Below are 16,632 nucleotides of genomic sequence, written 5' to 3' on the forward strand. Positions count from 1 at the left end.
GGCGCTGCTCAGCGGCGGGTCGCGCGGGCGCGGTGCCGGGCCTCCCGCTGTCGGCGCAGGCGTTTCACCAGCATCGGGTCGTGGGCAAGTGCCGCCTCCGTGTCGATCAGCCGATTCAGCGCCTGGTAGTACGCCACGGCTGACATCTGGAGTGCCTGCGCGATGGCCTCGTCCTTCGCGCCGGCGTACTTCCACCACTGGCGCTCCAGGTCGAGCATCTTCTTCTCCGGTTCAGTGATCATCTCCCCGTCATCCTACGGCTGAGGGAGGGGCATTGCCGGAATATCGAGCCAGATGAACGCGACGGTGTGTTCAGCGGTCCGAGCTGTCTATGGTGGAGGTGATGACGACTGAACCTGAACTGATCGCCCCCCTGGAATCAGGGTGGGCCCACGCCCTGGCCGGAGAGTCTGCACGCTTCGAGACCGTCCGCGGGGAGCTGACCCGGCGTCGTGAGGCCGGAGAGCAGGTGCTCCCCGCCCCCGAGCTGGTGCTGCGCGGGTTCCGTCAGCCCTTCGACGCGCTGAAGGTGCTGATCCTGGGTCAGGACCCCTATCCGACCCCGGGCCACGCGATCGGCATGTCCTTTGCCGTGGACCCCGAGGTGCGCCCGCTGCCTCGCAGCCTGGGCAATATCTTCACCGAGCTCGAGTCGGACCTCGGGATCCCCAAGAGTCCCCACGGGGATCTCACGGCCTGGGCCGCCCAGGGCGTGTTGATGCTGAACCGGGTGCTGACGGTCGCCGCGGGGGCGCCGGGCTCCCACCGCGGCATCGGCTGGGAGCAGATCACCGAGGCGGCGCTGAGCGCGCTGGTCGATCGGGGCATCCCGCTGGTGTCGATCCTCTGGGGCGCGGACGCGCGCAAGCTGACCCCGCTGCTCGATCAGGGCGCGCATACGGCGGTGATCACCAGCCCGCATCCCTCACCGCTCTCGGCCCGGCGCGGCTTCTTCGGCTCCCGGCCGTTCTCGCAGGCGAATGAGGCGCTGCGTCAGCTCGGCGCAGAACCCGTGGACTGGCAGCTGAACCCTGTCAGTTGAACCCAGGCGGTGGGGCCCAGGCGGTTGAACTCCAGCGTCCCGGTGAGTCGAACTCTCTCAGCCGGGCGGTCGGCTGAGCTTGCTCAGCGGCGGCGGGTGCGTGAGCGTTCGTGGGACTGCAGACCGGCGGTGAGCGGTCGCATCAGCACGTCGCCGAGCACGATTCCGGCGGCGATGGCCATGATGATGATCAGCGCGTTGAACAGCTCGGTGAGCCCTCCCATCATGCCCACGGTGGAAGAGTCCATGGCGATCTGGTACATGCCGCGGAAGAGCATCAGTCCGGGAAGCATGAACATCATCGCGGGCACAGCGACGACCAGCTGAGGCGATCCCATCCGCAGGGCGAGGATCCGGCCCAGCGCACCGACCACCACCGCCCCGAAGACCGGGGTGATGCGTTCGCCCAGACCGATGACCTCGGCGGCGTAGTAGGCACAGAATCCCAGCGCAGAGACGGCGCCGATGGGAAGCAGCATCCGCCAGCTCGCCTGCTCCACGACGGCGGCGGCCATCGCTGCGAGGAAGACCAGCGCGACCAGCACGGCGGGGTGGTAGATCCGCTCCAGGCCGACAGCGACCTCGATCGGCGGGGCGCCGAGGATGTTCGCGATCACCACTGCGGCCATGATGCCGGAGGTCATCCCGGCGAAGGCGATCATCGAGGACATCATGCGACCGGCCGCGGTGATCGGGAATCCGTTGATCCCGTCCTGGATCGCGGAGACGATCCGCGCCGACGGAAGCAGGATCATCAACCCACCGGCCACCACCATGGACGGACGGATCGGCAGATCCATCGCGAACGCGCCCATCGCGAAGGAGGTCGCGACGAACCCACCCGCGGCGAGCCCGAAGTACTCCGGGACCCGCCAGGTGGCCAGCTGCCGGGTGGTCCAGAGCACCAGGATCGTCGCGGCGAAGCCCAGCGAGGCGTCCAGCAGCGGCGCCCCGAGGAAAGAGGCGAAGAAGCTCGCGAAGATCGCGCCGCAGATGGTCACCATCCAGCGCGGGTAGGGCTTGGGCTCTCGAATGATCTCGCGCAGCCGGTCCTCGGCGTCGCCGCGGGTGAGCCGGCCGGCGATGATGTCGGTCACCAGCTGGTGCACGGAGGCGAGCGCCCGGAAGTTGTTCGACCAGGAGCGCACGACGCGCACCCGTGAATATGGGATCTTGCCGTCGGGCGCCCAGTTCAGGCTGATCGACTGGTTGGTGATGTCGGCATCGGTGTTCTTCATCCCGAACGCGGCGGTGACCGCGATGATGGAGGTCTCGACCTCCAGCGCGCCGGCCCCGTAGCGGAACAACGCCTCGCCGAGGTCCAGCACGAAGGCGATCGTGGCCAGCTCGTCGGTCTCCACGTGCTGCTCGGCCTGGTAGGGGTTTTCGAACGGGGTGCCGGCGAGCCGGTCGATGATCGGCACGGTACCGGTCGCGGCGCGCTCGGCCTGCATGATGCGGCGCAGCACCTGCGGAGAGCGCGGCTTGCGATCGAAGACGCTCGGGTCGAACTCGGGGTCACGCCGAGCGGAGCCGCGCAGTCTGTCCTTGAACCAGGAAGCACGCGGCGCCGCGGAGCGCCGCGGCGAGTGGCTCATCGGCGATTGCCGCAGCGGGGCACCCGGGGCGCTGTGCGGCAGGCTGATCAGACCCGAGGATCCCGGTGCTGGCTCCCCGGCGCGCTGGGCCCAGGAGGTCGTGGTCTCCTGCGGTCCGGTCGGGATCTGCGGTCCCAGGGCGTCGGTCTGGTGCCAGTCGCCGGTGACGGGGAAGGCGTAGTGGTCCGTGGGCTCGGTCGTGCCCTGCGGCGCCGCGTAGGACTGCTCGAAGCGGGGGTCTGCCACATACTCGTGCCGAGCGGCGTCGTTCTCATCCTGATCTGCGGCGCGGGCCACCGCCTCCGCGTCGTATTCCTCCCACTCCAGCGCGGCCTCGGCCTCGGCGGAGGCATGCCAGGAGGAGGCGAAGGAGCTGCGCAGCGTCTGCACGAAGCCGGTGGGGGTCTCGTCGAGGACTTCCTGGGTGGAGTGGACCACCGGGATGTGCGTGACATCGGCATTGGGCTCGGTGCGCACCGGGTCGATCGCCTCGGCGACGTATCCCCCAGTGGGGTGCCGTTCAATGTTCTTCGGTGCCATGAACCCTCCTCGCAGGCAACAGAACCACAAAAGGACCCTGGCAGATGCCGGGGCCTTCAAGGGTGTGTGAATGATGGTGCCTGGAGCGCAGGCGAAGAAAGTGGATCTGAATGGACTCGAACCATCGACCTCTCGCGTGTGAGGCGAGCGCTCTAACCAACTGAGCTACAGATCCTGAGGCACCTGCGCGCGGCATTCCGCGTTCACGTGCCTCAGAAGGTTACCACCTGTTCAGACTCAGGACGAAACCGAGGCAAGCGCCTCCTGGATGGGGGTCTCGCCGTCGAGGAAGTTCACCGTGGCGCGCACGGCGGAGCCGCTGCGCAGGGTCTCGGTGATGACCTCCGCGACGTTCTCCCGGGAGGTGTCCACGGAGGTTTTCTCACTGGACATGACCTCGCCGGCGGTGGCCGGGTCCAGAACGGTGATCTTCTCGCTGGCCGGCTCCAGGGTCAGCGAACCGGGGCCCAGGATGGTGTAGTCCAGGCTGGTGCCGCGCAGGTGCTTGTCGGCCTGGTGCTTCGCCAGCGCGTAGGGGTAGAACGAGCTCTTCGGGTCCACAGTGTCGATGTCGGTCTCGCTGCGTGCGTAGGAGACCATCACGTAGCGAGACACGCCGGCCTCGACGGCGGCGTCCATGCTGCGCACTGCGGCCTCGTGGTCCACGGCCTTGGTGCGGGCGGGGTTCCCGCCGCCGGCGCCGGCGGAGAAGACCACGGCGTGTGCGCCGGTGAAGGCCTCAACCAGCTCTGCCGAGCCCGCGGACTCGATGTCCAGGACGCGCGGGGTCGCGCCGGCGTCGGTGATGTCCTGGGCCTGGTCGGGGTCCCGGATCAGGGAATCGACGCTGAAGCCTGCGGCGACCAGCTTCGGTGCTGCCAGCAGTGCGATCTTGCCGTGGCCGCCGATGATGACGACGCGCTGAGATTCAGCCATGATGTTCTCCTTCGCGAGCAGGGATTGCCTCCTCGAATGGGGGTCCGCCGGATGTACATGCTCCCGACGGTTCACTCCTCATAACGTCTGAACGCCTGCACTATTCCTTAGACTGTGGAGCGTGCCAGCCCCTTCCCTGCCTGCGAGCATCTCTGCGCCCGTTCCGCTGCGACGATCCCCCGCCCTGCGGATGGGACTCTCCATCGCTGCGGCGATCTCGCTCTACGGGGTCTCCTTCGGGGCGCTCTCCGCTGCCGCCGGGATGAGCCTGTGGCAGACAGTGGCACTCTCGGCGCTGCTCTTCAGCGGAGCCTCCCAGTTCGCCTTCATCGGCATCCTGGCCTCGGGCGGCACCGGTGTCGCCGCACTGGGGGCGGCCACGCTGCTGAGCGGACGCAACACGATCTATGCGGTGCAAATGAAGGCGCTGCTGAATCCTCGGGGGTTCAGACGCCTCGCGGCCGCTCAGGTGACCATCGATGAGTCCGCGGCGGTGGCGATGTCCGCCCCGGACCCGGTGGAGCAGCGGCGCGGCTTCTGGGGCGCGGGCATCGCCTGCTACCTCTTCTGGAACCTGGCCACGGTGCTCGGTGCGCTGCTGGGCGACGTGATCGCCGAACCGGAGGCGCTGGGGCTCGACGGCGCCGTCGTCGCTGCGTTCCTGGGTCTGCTCTGGCCGCGGCTGAAGTCGCTGGACGCCTGGGCGCTGGCGGTGCTGGCCGCGCTGGTCACCACGATCACGATGCCGCTGCTGGCCCCTGGGATCCCGGTGCTCGCTGCCGCCGTCGTCGCCGTGGTCTGGGGACTCGTGTTCAAGCAGGCTCGCGCATGAGCCTGTGGTTCTGGGTGCTGGCGGCCTGCGCGGCGGTCTACGCCACCAAGCTGCTGGGCTATCTGGTCCCGCAGAGCTGGCTGAAGCATCCCGCCGTGGGGCGGGTCTCGGCCATGCTCACGATCGGGCTGCTCGCCGCCCTGGTGGCGATGAACACCTTCTCGGCCGAGCAGTCGGTGACCATAGACGCCCGGCTCGGCGCGCTGCTGGCGGCCGCGGTGGCGCTGATGCTGCGCGCACCGTTCATCCTGGTGGTGCTCACCGGAGCAGCTGCCGCGGCGGGGATCCGCGCCCTGGGCTGACGCGACCGCTGGCACTGGGGTGACCCGGGCGTCGGTGCAGGGCGCGCCCGGTGCTGGTGCTAATGCCGAGCTGGCGCGGTGGCCGCGACCTCCACACAGCGAGCCCCGAACCTCCTGCGGAGGCAGGTAGTGCGGGGCTCGCTGTCTATGGCTCGCTGTGTACGGCCCACGGAGGGCCGAACTGATCACGTCCGGGGCAGATTCAGGCCTTGGTGCCCGACCCTGCCTGCGCGCGATCCTCGATGTCCGTGCCACCAAGCTCGGAGTCGGCAAGGTCAGCGTTGGCGCGGTCGGAGTCGGCGTGCTCGGAGTCGGGAAGAGCGACGTCTCCGCCCGCGCTGACATCACCCTCGGCACCCTCAGCCTCGGGAGCAGGGGTGGCCCGCAGCGTCGTGGCGAGGATCAGCGTGCCCACGCTGAGTCCGGCGGCGAGCCGGAACGCGACCTTGAAGCCCTCGATGGCGGCGTCGTCGGGGTTCATCCCCGAGTTCACTGCGGCGGCGGTGCCCAGGCCGACGGCGGCCACCAGCGCGGCGGTGCCGATGGCGGCGGCCAGCTGCTGCAGCGTGTTCAGCGCCGCGGTGCCGTGGGAGTACAGCGCCTTGGGCAGGGGATTCAGTGCCGTGGTGAAGGCCGGGGTGAACAGCAGCGCCAGCCCGGAGGAGAGCAGCAGATGCAGGCCGAGCACCAGCGGCACCGGCGTGGTCGCGGTGAGCAGGCTCATGCAGAACAGCGCGATGATCAGGATCGAGGCACCGGGGATCACCAGCGGCTTCGGTCCGACGCGGTCGTAGAGGCGTCCCACGAAGGGAGCCATCAGCGCCATCAGCAGCCCGCCGGGGAGCATGATCAGGCCGGTCTGCAGCGTGTCCAGGCCGCGGATCGTCTGCAGGAACAGCGGCAGCAGGATCAGCGCGCCGAACAGCGCGATCATCATCAGCAGCATCATGCCCAGGGCGCGGGTGTACATGGTGAACGCGAAGGGCTTCAGGTTCAGCAGCGCTGAGTCGGTCTTCTGCAGCTTCACCTGCAGCAGCGCGAAGGCGACCAGGCAGATCACGCCGAGGATCAGCACGCCGATGGCGACCGGGTCCACGCTCGGGGCACTGTCGGCGGAGACGTCCTCGGTGCCGTGTCCACCGCCGATCTGGCTGATGCCGTACACGACGCCGCCGAACCCTGGGACTGCCAGCAGCAGCGAGGGGATCGAGAGCCGCTTGCCGACCGTGCCGGGGTCCTTGTTCAGCCGAGGACGGCCCAGGAACAGGGCGATGACCGCGATGGGCAGGATCACCAGGAAGAGCCAGCGCCAGTCGGCGAGGTGCAGGATCAAGCCCGAGAGCGCGGGTCCGGTGGCAGGGGCCACCGAGATTACGATCGAGATGTTGCCCATGACCACCCCGCGGCGGTGCAGCGGAACCAGCGTGAGCACGGTGGTCATCATCAGCGGCAGCATGATCGCGGTGCCGCTGGCCTGGACCACGCGTCCCGCGAGCAGGACCTCGAAGCCGGGGGCGGCGGCCGCGAGGGCGGTGCCGAGGATGAACAGGCCCATGGCCGCGGTGAAGACCGCGCGCAGGCTGTAGCGCTGCATCAGGAAGCCGGTGATCGGAATCACGGTCGCCAGGGTGAGCATGAAGGCTGTGGTGAGCCACTGGATGGTCGGCTCGGAGACCTGGAACTCCTCCATCAGCGGCTGCAGAGCCACGTTCATCAGGGTCTCGTTGAGGATCATCACGAAGGTGGAGACCAGCAGCGCGCCGATGGTGAGCTTGTCCGCCGAGGGCAGCCGTCCGTCGTCGGGAGTGCGGGCCGGGCGAGCGCCGCGCGACGTCGCCTGCGGCGGGAGGGTATTGGGTGAAGCGGGCACAGATCCTCCAAAAGAACACGAAAGAACCCCAGAGCGGTCCACCGCTGGGGTGATACCACTCTGGGGTTGAGAGAGCCCCCTGCCGGGTTCGAACCGACGACCTGCTGTTTACAAGACAGCTGCTCTACCAGCTGAGCTAAGGAGGCAAGGCGCCCTGCCAGGCAGGGCGCCAGTCATCGATGGTATCAGTTCCTCAACATCAGCCCTCGGCCTGGTATTCCTCGATGTGCTCTTCGACCAGTTCACGGAACGGGCGCTCCGAGTCGGCCCAGGAGACTTCGTCGACGTAGACACTCGGGGTGCCTTCGATGCCGGCGGCCTGAGCGTGGCGGGTGGTGTAGCTGGCGAAGGCCCGGTAGGTGCCGTCCTCGATGCACTCCCCGATGTCGGCGCTGTAGGTCTCGCTGGCCAGCTGGGTGAGCTGATCGTTGGACATCTCATCGTTGGTGACCCGGTTCGCGGTCACCTGGGCGACGTATGAGCTGTAGTTCTCCGGGGACTCCTCGGCCATGCAGGCGAAGGAGTTCGCCGCGCGTGCCGGATAGTTCGTGGAGGAGGAGAGGTAGGAGACCGAGCGGTACTCCAGCGTGATGAGTCCCTCATCGAGCCATTCATCCATCTGCGCCGAGTGCTCAGCCTCGAAGTTCGCGCAGTGGATGCAGTAGGCGTCGGAGTAGATGATGATGTGCGGGACCTCACCGGCTTCGCGCTCCGCCACGCCGGGAGGCATCTCGGAGTCGGGGTCCTCGATGTCGGAGGCGTCGATCTGGCCGAGCTCGTCGCCCTCGGCCAGCTCGGTGGAGGAGGTCAGCACGAAGCCGCCCTGCTCGTTGGCAGCCGCCGGGGCCGGGCCCTCGCTGGGTGCTGCACCGGAGTCATCACGGTTGACCACGAAGAGCACCAGCCCCACGATGACGGCGAGCGCCACCACGACGACGCCGACGCGCAGCAGCACGGAGGTGCGCTTCTGCTTGCGCTCCTGCTCCTGCTGCATCTTGCGGGCCTGTTCGCGCGCGTTCGCGCTGCGGGTGGATTCTGAGCTGCGAGCCATGGTGTTCTCCGGTGACTGATGTGGATCATGTCCGTACTGATGCCTCGGACGATGATCGCTGTGGGGCTGTGGTCGTGATCTTGCCGTGATCGGGATCCGGCAGTGCTCAAGATACAGGGTCAGGCTAGGCCGGATCACCAGGGTATAGGCTCATGACGACGGCACCGCTGTCGCCAGGGGGTGTCTGCAGCTACGCATGGAAGGTGTGTCACGTGCCAGAGAATACCGAGAATGGCAACGGCTATGACTTCGTGGTGGTGGCCAACCGTCTGGCCGTCAACCACGTCACGAATGAGGACGGGACCACCGGCTGGGAGCGATCCCCGGGCGGCCTGGTCACCGCACTCGCACCCCTGATGGAAAGCTCCGAGGGCGCCTGGGTCGGATGGCACGGCGCCGCCGACGACGTCCTGGAGCCCTTCGACCACGGCGACATGCACCTGGTCCCGGTCCCGCTGAGCGGGGACGACATCGAGGATTATTACGAAGGATTCTCCAACGGCACGCTCTGGCCGCTCTACCACGACGTCATTGCGCGCCCGGACTTCCACCGGCACTGGTTCGAGGCCTACCGACGGGTTAACCAGCGCTTCGCCGAGCACACAGCGCAGGTCGCCGCGCACAAAGCCACCGTCTGGGTCCAGGACTACCAGCTGCAGCTGGTGCCCGCGATGCTGCGCGACCTCCGCCCGGATCTGACCATCGGCTTCTTCAACCACATCCCGTTCCCTCCCCCGGGTCTCTTCGCCCAGCTTCCCTGGCGCCACTCGGTGCTGCGCGGACTGCTCGGCGCCGACCTGATCGGCTTCCAGCGCGCGTCCGACGCCTCGAACTTCCGCCGGGCGGTGCATAACCGGATGGGCTACTACGTGGAGGACGAGATGATCCACGTGCCCCTGCATACCAACGCCCCAGACCATGGCTCCCCGCTGGCCGGCTTCAACGCCGATGCCGACCGCGGGACCGCGGTGCGGGTCAGCACCGCCCCTCCCGCCGGGATGGCCCGCCTGGTGGAGGCCAAAGAGTTCCCGATCTCCATCGACACCGCCACCATCACCGCGCTGGCCCAGCGTGACGACATCATCACCCGCTCCCAGAAGATCCGCGAGGAGCTGGGCAACCCGGAGACGGTGCTGCTCGGAGTGGACCGCCTGGACTACACCAAGGGCATCCGGCACCGGATGAAGGCCTACGAGGAGCTGCTGCAGAACGGGTCGCTGAGCGTGGGCCAGGTCTGTCTGGTCCAGGTCGCGAGCCCCTCCCGTGAGGGAGTCGAGAGCTACCGGCTGCTCAAGGAGGAGATCGAACAGACCGTGGGCCGGATCAGCGGCGAGTACGACACGCTCTCCCACCCGGCGATCCGCTACCTGCACCACTCCTACCCGATCGAGGAGATGGTGGCCCTCTACATGGCCGCCGACGTCATGCTGGTGACCGCGCTGCGCGACGGCATGAACCTGGTGGCCAAGGAGTACGTGGCAGCCCGGCGCGGCGACGACGGCGTCCTGGTGCTCTCCGAGTTCACCGGGGCCGCCGATCAGCTGCGCCAGGCGCTCTTGATCAACCCCCACGATGTGGATGAGCTCAAGGCCGCCATCCTGCGCGCCACCACCATGGACAGCGACGATGCCAGCGCGCGGATGGAGAATCTGCGCCGCCAGGTGGTCCACCACGACGTCCGACGCTGGGCCACCGACTTCCTCGACCGGCTGGGCGAGCTCACCGGCTCCCCGAGCGTGAAGGGCTGACCATGGCGGAGTCACGTGAGACGGATGAGGCCCTGCGCAGTGCGCTGGAGCGCTTCGCCGACCAGCCCAAGATCCTCATCGCCCTGGACTTCGACGGATGCGTCGCGGAGCTGGTCTCCGACGCCGCCGAAGCCCGTCCGGTCCCGGAGAACGCCGAGGCCATCGCCGCCCTGGCAGACCTCGACGGAGTCGACGTCGCCTATGTCTCGGGGCGTTCCCTGGAATCCCTGCGCGAGCTGGCGCAGCCGCCCCAGGGGGTCCTGCTCGTCGGCTCCCACGGCGCGGAGAAGGATCTCGGCGAGGACTCCCCCGGGTTGGAGCTGAACACCACCGAGACCATGGCGCGCGGACAGATCATCTCCACCCTCGAAGAGGTGGCCGCCGACGCCGAGGGCGCCTGGGTCGAGCACAAGCCCGCCGGCGCGGCGCTGCATGTGCGCAACGTCGCCGGTGACGAGCTGGGCGAGCAGGTCCTCGAGCACGGGCGGGCGGCGCTGTCGCTGGTCGACGGCGCCTATCTGAAGAACGGCAAGAAGGTGCTGGAGTCCGTCGTGGTGCTCGCCACCAAGGGCGAGGGGATCACCGATCTGCGGGAGCACACCTCCCCGGACGCGGTGCTTTTCGCCGGAGACGACGTCACCGATGAACACGGCTTCGCGGTCCTCGACGGTGAGGACATCGGCATCAAGGTGGGCGACGGCGAGACCGCCGCCGGCCACCGGATCGCAGAGCCGAAGGACCTCGCCGGCGTGCTGCGCCTCATCGCACAGCGCCGCAGCGCCTCCCGCTCGGACACCCGCCCGACCCCGTAAGGACTGCCCATGACGACCATCCCCGGTCTCGGACTCACCGCCTCAGGCACCATTCCGCAGGAGCTGCTGGACCTCCCCTGGCACCTGCCGCTGGAGGACTGGCCCGAACACGTCATCGCCGCGCTCCCCCGCGGCATCTCCCGGCATATCGTGCGCTTCGCCTACCTGGGCGGATCGGTGATCGCCGTGAAGGAAACCTCCGAGCGGGCGGCTCGGCACGAGTATCGGATGCTTCGCCAGCTGGGCAAGCTCGGAGCCCCGTGTGTGAAGCCGGTGGCCGAGGTCACCGGTCGCACCACTCCGGAGGGTGAGGAGCTCTCCCCCGCCCTGGTCACCCGGCACCTGCGCTTCTCGCTGCCCTACCGTGCTGTGTTCAACCAGATGATGCGCAAGGAGACGCTGCTGCGGCTGATCCACGCGCAGGCGCTGCTGATGGTGGAGCTGCACCTGATCGGTTTCTACTGGGGCGACGTCTCGCTGTCCAACACGCTCTTCCGGCGCGACGCCGGCGCCTTCGCCGCCTACCTCGTCGACGCCGAGACCGGGGAGATCCACCCGAAGCTCTCCACCGGGCAGCGCGAGTACGACCTCGACGTGGCGCAGGTGAACATCGCCGGGGAGCTGATGGACCTCATGGAGGGCGGCATGGTCGATGAGGACGTGGACCCGATCGCCACCTCGCACCAGTTCATCGACGCCTACCGCGGACTCTGGCAGGAGCTCACCGGGGACACCGCGTTCAACCCGGACCAGCGGTGGCTCATCGAGGAGCGGATCCGACGGCTCAACGAGCTCGGCTTCGACGTCGAGGAGTACGACATCCGCACCATGCGCGAGGACTCCAAGCTGCTGCTGCGCCCCAAGGTGGTCGACCCCGGCCACCACCAGCGCCGGCTGATGAACCTGACCGGCCTCGACGTGCAGGAGAATCAGGCACGGCGGCTGCTCGGCGCGATCGACGCCTACCGGGCGCAGTCCGATCCGCACGGCGATGAGGCGGTGGCGGCGCACATGTGGACCCAGCAGGTATTCCAGCCGCTGATCTCCGAGATCCCCAAGGAGCTGCGCAACAAGCTCGAACCGGCCGAGATCATGCACCAGCTCATCGATCACCGGTGGCGGCTCTCCGAGCGGGAGCACCGTGACATCAGCCTGGAGGAGTCGCTGCCCTCCTTCATCGACGAGGAGCTCAAGGGGCTGCGCGATGAGGCCACCCTGATGATCGATCCTCCCGGCGATGTGATCGATCAGCTCAACCGCGGCGAGGGCTGAGCCGGCTCATCCGGCGACCGATCTCCACTGCGGTGCGGCGCATCAGCGGCACCGCATGCCGGACGAACCCGTCATGCATCCGACCGGTGGGCCCGGAGACCGAGAGCCCCATGGGCGAGGGCCCATGCGGGACGACGACGGCGAGGCAGCGCACCCCCATCTCCTGCTCCTCGTCGTCCAGGGCGTAGCCCTGGGCGGCGATCCGGGGCAGCTGATCCAACAGCGCCTTAGGACTGGTCAGGGTCTTCTCGGTCAGCGAGGGCATGCCGGTGGCCGTGAGGATCTCCCGCACCCGTACCGGATCCATCCCAGCCAGCAGCACCTTGCCCACTCCGGTGGAGTGCAGGTGCGCTCGGCGACCGACCTCGGTGAACATCCGCATCGTGTGCGGGGAGGGGACCTGCCCGATGTAGACGATCATCTCCGACTCCATGGCCGCCAGGTTCACGCTCTCTCCCAGCTCGGCCACCAGGGCCTGCATCTGCGGCACGGCGGGTCCGCCGAGCTGCCGGGTGGCAGACTCCCCCAGCGGCACGAGGTTCGCGCCCAGCGCGTAGCGTCGGTCACTGAGCTGATGCACCATCCCGAGGCCGATGAGGGTGTGCAGCAGCCGGTGCACGGTGGGCCCGGCGAGGCCGGTCGCGGTCTTCAGCTCCCCGGCCGTCGCGGACCCGCCGAGCCCGGCGAGCACGTTGAGCAGGCTGAAGGCACGCTCCACCACCTGCACCCGGGGTGAGTCCGCATCGTGGACCTTGGCTTCCATGATGCGAACTCTATGCCAAGAATGGTGTGAGCGAGAGCACCCGCGGCGCCGTCGTGCATCAGCCCCGCACTTTTCGGCGTCAGGGTGTTTCCCAGCGGCACAGTTTTCGTCACTGCAAAGGAGCAGCGCATGAGCATCACCGTCCACGCCCCCTATGAGGTCCCGGGCACCGAGGAGATCCTCACCGACGAGGCCTTGGCGTTCCTGGAAGAGCTGCACACCCGGTTCGCCGGCACCCGCAACGAGCTGCTCGAGGACCGTCGCACCGCACAGGCCCACGCTGCAAGCACCGGCACCGTGGACTTCCCCGACGAGACCGCGCAGGTGCGGGACTCGGACTGGACCGTCGCCGAGCATCCGGCCGCGCTGCAGGACAGGCGGGTGGAGATCACCGGTCCGGCGGCCCCGGCCAAGATGGCCATCAACGCGCTGAACTCGGGCGCGAAGGTCTGGCTCGCCTGTCTCGAAGATGCGCTGGCGCCGAACTGGTTCAACGTGATCGACGCCCAGCGCAACCTCGCCGGCGCCGCCTCCGGGACCCTCGAGTTCACCTCCCCGGAGGGCAAGCAGTACCGGCTCCGCGATGACGTGGAGACACCGACCGTCGTCGTGCGCCCGCGCGGCTGGCACCTGCCGGAGAAGCACCTCCAGCTCAACGGGACGCCCGCCGTCGCTTCGCTGGTCGACTTCGGCCTGCACTTCTTCCACAACGCAAAGACGCTCACCGAACAGGGCCGCGGACCCTTCTACTACCTGGCCAAGCTGGAGCACTACAAGGAGGCCCGACTCTGGGACGAGGTCTTCAGCTTCGCCGAGGAGAAGCTCGGCATCCCCCATGGCACCGTGCGCGCCACGGTCCTGATCGAGACGCTGCCCGCCGCGTTCCACATGGAGGAGATCCTCTACGAGCTGCGCGATCATGCCTCCGGGCTCAACGCCGGACGCTGGGACTACCTGTTCTCGCTGATCAAGTACTTCCGCGCCTCGGGCGATAAGTTCGTCCTGCCGGACCGGGCCCAGGTGTCCATGACTCAGCCGTTCATGCGCGCCTACACCGAGCTGCTGGTCAAGACCTGCCATAAGCGAGGCGCCTTCGCCATGGGTGGGATGGCGGCCTTCATCCCGAACCGGCGCGAGCCGGAGGTCACGGCCAAGGCCATCGAGAAGGTCCGCGACGACAAGTCCCGTGAAGCGGCTGACGGATTCGACGGCTCCTGGGTCGCACACCCGGATCTGGTCGAGCTCTGCAGCGAGGAGTTCTCCGCCGTGTTGAAGGACCAGCCGAACCAGCTCTCTCGCCAGCGCGAGGACGTGACGGTCTCTGCCACCGATCTGCTCGACGTCGCCGCAGCGGAGGGAGACGTCACCGAGGCCGGCGTGCGGATGAACCTCTACGTCGCGGTCTACTACACCGCCATCTGGCTCTCCGGCAACGGTGCCGTGGCGATCCATAACCTGATGGAGGACGCCGCGACCGCGGAGATCTCTCGCTCGCAGGTCTGGCAACAGATCCACAATGCCACGGTCACCGCAGATACCGGAGCGACTGTGACCAACGACCTGGTTTCGACGCTGCTCGACGAAGAGGTGGAGCGACTACGGGGCGAGATCGCGGATCCCGAGACGTTCTCGAAGTTCTTCGAGCCTGCTGCTGGGATCGTGCGCGCACTGGTGCTGGACGAGGAATACATCGACTTCCTCACCCTGCCTGCCTATGAGCTCATGCCCTGACTCCACCGATCAGGGCAGTAGTGGCTGTCGGGTCTTGGCTATTCAGGCATCTCTGGCGAATAGCCGGTGCAGGCCATGGAGGTAGATACGCTCAGCCGCCATGGCCTGCGGCGTGTCCAGGATCGAACGCGGAGGCTGCTCGTCTGTGGGCTCGGTGCGCTCCAGCAGCGACTGGTTCTGCTCGGTGGCCACAGCGCCCAGCGCGAACCGCATCACGACCGCGGTGGCGTCTTGAGCCTCCTGCTCCGGCCACCCTGCCGCGGCGAGCTTTTCAGGAAGCAGCTGGGCTGGGGGAAGGCTCGCATCCAGGGCATAGGCAAGCAGCAACAGGTCTCCCACATCACGCATCGGGAGCACGAGCTCGCGGAACCGGCGCATCAGGTGCAGCGCGTCTCCAGGCTCTGCGCGCAGCGGAGCCAGGATCTCATGGGCCACGGTGCGCAGCAGCTCCTGCTTGCTGGGCACGTGATAGTAGAGCGCCCCCGGGGCCACGTCGAGCTCCTTGGCGAGACGCCGCATCGAGACATCCTGAAGGCCGTACTGGACCAGCAGCGACCGCGCCGTCGCGGTGATCAGCTCCAGGGAGAGTGCCAAGGGTGTCCGTTCCTCAGGGGGGGGTCAGGGGCAGAACGGCAGACGAGTCAGCGTCTGGGGCGCTCGGGGTGAGACCGAGACTCCTATAGGCCGTTGTCGCGGAAGAGCTTCTCATCGGGGTCTGTCATGGACTCTTCAATCAGCCACCGGTTGGTCTGCAGCGCCTGGAGGTTTTTGGAGACCAGGGTGTCTCGGGTCTTGGCGACTCCCTCGGCCAGCAGACCGATCTGCGCCTTGAACTCGGCGGCGTGGCGCGGCTTCTCACTGTCGGGCAGGGCCAGGAAGAGCTCCAGGGTACGGGGGAGGTGCCGTTGGATCGTCCTGTTCACGGCGTCAAGATGGTCGGGGTAGCGGGAGAGCACGTCCCAGCGCTCCACGATCTCTTCGAGTCCCACGACCATCATCCGCAGCTGGCCCTGGGTGGAGGGCGGCAGCTGGGCTGAGCGGGTTCGCACAGTGGCACTGATCGCGGCCAGTTCGGTCCGCAGCCGCTCCTGATCGTCATCGAGCTGTTCAGACCTGCGCAGCTGACTCTGTGTCTGACCCGCGATCACGCCGTAGGTCCCGGCGGCAGCAGCACCACCGACCATGACACCGGCCAGCAGCGCCCAGAGGTTTGGCAGCATCACGAGCAGCATCAGACCGAAACCCAACAGGAAGGCAAGCATGGGCAGGGCGATATGCGTGCGGCGCTGGGCGTCGGTGCCCTGGTGTTCGCCGCGCGAGAGTTCAGAGCCGATGACGACCTCCTGCTCATGCTGCTTAAGTATCTCCACAGGATACCCGCGCTGGTGGACAGACTCTGGACAAGGGGTCACTCATAGGTTGAACCCTGAGCCGACCACACTGAGGAGGCACCTTCTGAAAGACCGCGCGTCGTTCCCGTGTGCCCCTCACAGGTGTCTACTGTGGGGGCATGAATGATGCGGACTTCATCTGGCACCGAGCACTTGACTACGATCAGAAGCTGACGGCCCCCGGAGACCGTGCGCTGCGCGATGTACTGACCTTTGACGGGACCGCCAGCAATGGCGGTCTGCTAAACGCCGTCGAGTCCTTCTCGGAGGATCCCGAGTTCCCGCTGGAACGGGTCATCGAGGGATTCCAGTACTTCGCGATGGAGAGGACCGCAATCCTCGTGTCCAGCTGCGCAGCACGTCGGCGCTCCGCTGTGGATCGCGAGCTGGAGTCCATCGAGATCGAATTCGACCCTCAGTACCCGGTGGCAGGAGAGGACCTATCAGTCGCCCTGGAGGCCCAGCTGTCGACAGCGCCCCAGGCTTTTCAGGCACGGCAGTGATCGGGCCTGAACTTCTGCGGGCACGACAAAGGGCCGCTGGCCTACGTGATGTAGGTCAACGGCCCTGAGTGTCTTTGGTCGGGGTGACAGGATTTGAACCTGCGACCTCGTCGTCCCGAACGACGCGCGCTACCAAGCTGCGCCACACCCCGTAGTTCCGAGTGGAAGGAGACCAAAAGTTCCTCCACACAGACGTTCATCCTATCCAGCAATGAGCTCCCCAGGCAAAACCTGTGAAAGC

The 16,632-nt window shown here is 67.5% G+C and carries 16 protein-coding genes and 3 tRNA genes; 8 read left to right on the forward strand and 11 right to left on the reverse strand.

Annotation, left to right across the window (positions count from 1 at the left end; genetic code table 11):
- Window positions 1-8 precede the first annotated feature (8 nt).
- Window positions 9-242, reverse strand: coding sequence for a DUF3263 domain-containing protein (locus ACHAA4_RS08685; protein WP_435773772.1), 234 nt, complete (start codon window positions 240-242; stop codon window positions 9-11).
- 101 nt (window positions 243-343) lie between these two features.
- On the opposite strand from ACHAA4_RS08685, the gene ACHAA4_RS08690 reads away from it, so the two are divergent.
- Complete coding sequence (locus ACHAA4_RS08690; protein ID WP_435773773.1) at window positions 344-1,042, forward strand: uracil-DNA glycosylase; 699 nt, start codon at window positions 344-346, stop codon at window positions 1,040-1,042.
- 83 nt (window positions 1,043-1,125) lie between these two features.
- Here the strand turns inward: ACHAA4_RS08690 and ACHAA4_RS08695 are convergent, their stop codons facing one another.
- From ACHAA4_RS08695 to ACHAA4_RS08705, 3 genes are all read right to left on the reverse strand, one after another.
- Window positions 1,126-3,180 carry a threonine/serine exporter family protein gene (locus ACHAA4_RS08695; RefSeq protein ID WP_435773774.1) on the reverse strand — a complete coding sequence of 685 codons (2,055 nt, stop codon included), beginning with the start codon at window positions 3,178-3,180 and terminating at the stop codon, window positions 1,126-1,128.
- 101 nt (window positions 3,181-3,281) lie between these two features.
- A tRNA-Val gene (locus tag ACHAA4_RS08700) sits at window positions 3,282-3,355 on the reverse strand.
- A 62-nt stretch (window positions 3,356-3,417) separates the two neighbouring features.
- Complete coding sequence (locus ACHAA4_RS08705; protein ID WP_435773775.1) at window positions 3,418-4,116, reverse strand: SDR family oxidoreductase; 699 nt, start codon at window positions 4,114-4,116, stop codon at window positions 3,418-3,420.
- 121 nt (window positions 4,117-4,237) lie between these two features.
- Here ACHAA4_RS08705 and ACHAA4_RS08710 point away from each other — a divergent pair, with 121 nt between their 5' ends.
- Both ACHAA4_RS08710 and ACHAA4_RS08715 read left to right on the forward strand, forming a co-directional pair.
- Window positions 4,238-4,948 carry an AzlC family ABC transporter permease gene (locus ACHAA4_RS08710; protein WP_435773776.1) on the forward strand — a complete coding sequence of 237 codons (711 nt, stop codon included), beginning with the start codon at window positions 4,238-4,240 and terminating at the stop codon, window positions 4,946-4,948.
- Complete coding sequence (locus ACHAA4_RS08715; RefSeq protein WP_435773777.1) at window positions 4,945-5,250, forward strand: AzlD domain-containing protein; 306 nt, start codon at window positions 4,945-4,947, stop codon at window positions 5,248-5,250. The genes ACHAA4_RS08710 and ACHAA4_RS08715 overlap by 4 nt, the downstream gene beginning before the upstream one ends.
- A gap of 202 nt (window positions 5,251-5,452) precedes the next feature.
- On the opposite strand, the gene ACHAA4_RS08720 is transcribed toward ACHAA4_RS08715, so the two are convergent.
- The 3 genes from ACHAA4_RS08720 to ACHAA4_RS08730 form a co-directional block, all read right to left on the reverse strand.
- Window positions 5,453-7,120 carry an MDR family MFS transporter gene (locus ACHAA4_RS08720; protein ID WP_435773778.1) on the reverse strand — a complete coding sequence of 556 codons (1,668 nt, stop codon included), beginning with the start codon at window positions 7,118-7,120 and terminating at the stop codon, window positions 5,453-5,455.
- A 73-nt stretch (window positions 7,121-7,193) separates the two neighbouring features.
- Window positions 7,194-7,266: transfer RNA gene (locus ACHAA4_RS08725), tRNA-Thr, on the reverse strand.
- Between the two features lie 53 nt (window positions 7,267-7,319).
- Complete coding sequence (locus ACHAA4_RS08730) at window positions 7,320-8,171, reverse strand: DsbA family protein (protein WP_435773779.1); 852 nt, start codon at window positions 8,169-8,171, stop codon at window positions 7,320-7,322.
- Window positions 8,172-8,383: 212 nt separating this feature from the next.
- On the opposite strand from ACHAA4_RS08730, the gene ACHAA4_RS08735 reads away from it, so the two are divergent.
- The 3 genes from ACHAA4_RS08735 to ACHAA4_RS08745 are packed head-to-tail and all read left to right on the forward strand — an operon-like array spanning window position 8,384 to window position 12,003.
- Window positions 8,384-9,919, forward strand: coding sequence for an alpha,alpha-trehalose-phosphate synthase (UDP-forming) (locus ACHAA4_RS08735; RefSeq protein ID WP_435773780.1), 1,536 nt, complete (start codon window positions 8,384-8,386; stop codon window positions 9,917-9,919).
- A gap of 2 nt (window positions 9,920-9,921) precedes the next feature.
- Window positions 9,922-10,731, forward strand: coding sequence for a trehalose-phosphatase (gene otsB / locus ACHAA4_RS08740; protein ID WP_435773781.1), 810 nt, complete (start codon window positions 9,922-9,924; stop codon window positions 10,729-10,731).
- A 9-nt stretch (window positions 10,732-10,740) separates the two neighbouring features.
- Complete coding sequence (locus ACHAA4_RS08745; protein ID WP_435773782.1) at window positions 10,741-12,003, forward strand: DUF4032 domain-containing protein; 1,263 nt, start codon at window positions 10,741-10,743, stop codon at window positions 12,001-12,003.
- Here ACHAA4_RS08745 and ACHAA4_RS08750 read toward each other — a convergent pair.
- Window positions 11,984-12,766, reverse strand: coding sequence for an IclR family transcriptional regulator (locus tag ACHAA4_RS08750; RefSeq protein ID WP_435773783.1), 783 nt, complete (start codon window positions 12,764-12,766; stop codon window positions 11,984-11,986). The genes ACHAA4_RS08745 and ACHAA4_RS08750 overlap by 20 nt on opposite strands.
- A gap of 129 nt (window positions 12,767-12,895) precedes the next feature.
- Between ACHAA4_RS08750 and aceB the strand changes: the two genes are divergently transcribed.
- Window positions 12,896-14,497, forward strand: a complete 1,602-nt coding sequence (gene aceB / locus ACHAA4_RS08755) for a malate synthase A (protein WP_435773784.1) — start codon at window positions 12,896-12,898, stop codon at window positions 14,495-14,497.
- A 42-nt stretch (window positions 14,498-14,539) separates the two neighbouring features.
- Here aceB and ACHAA4_RS08760 read toward each other — a convergent pair whose 3' ends face one another.
- Both ACHAA4_RS08760 and ACHAA4_RS08765 read right to left on the reverse strand, forming a co-directional pair.
- Window positions 14,540-15,091: a TetR/AcrR family transcriptional regulator gene (locus ACHAA4_RS08760; protein ID WP_435773785.1), complete on the reverse strand. Its 552-nt coding sequence runs from the start codon at window positions 15,089-15,091 to the stop codon at window positions 14,540-14,542.
- An 83-nt stretch (window positions 15,092-15,174) separates the two neighbouring features.
- The gene (locus ACHAA4_RS08765; RefSeq protein WP_435773786.1) at window positions 15,175-15,867 is read right to left on the reverse strand and encodes a hypothetical protein; all 693 of its coding nucleotides are present in this window, start codon (window positions 15,865-15,867) and stop codon (window positions 15,175-15,177) included.
- A gap of 140 nt (window positions 15,868-16,007) precedes the next feature.
- On the opposite strand from ACHAA4_RS08765, the gene ACHAA4_RS08770 reads away from it, so the two are divergent.
- Window positions 16,008-16,391: a hypothetical protein gene (locus ACHAA4_RS08770; RefSeq protein ID WP_435773787.1), complete on the forward strand. Its 384-nt coding sequence runs from the start codon at window positions 16,008-16,010 to the stop codon at window positions 16,389-16,391.
- A 75-nt stretch (window positions 16,392-16,466) separates the two neighbouring features.
- On the opposite strand, the gene ACHAA4_RS08775 is transcribed toward ACHAA4_RS08770, so the two are convergent.
- Window positions 16,467-16,543: transfer RNA gene (locus tag ACHAA4_RS08775), tRNA-Pro, on the reverse strand.
- Window positions 16,544-16,632: the final 89 nt, after the last annotated feature.

The sequence above is a fragment of the Nesterenkonia maliinae genome (assembly GCF_051262655.1).
Lineage (GTDB): Bacteria > Actinomycetota > Actinomycetes > Actinomycetales > Micrococcaceae > Nesterenkonia.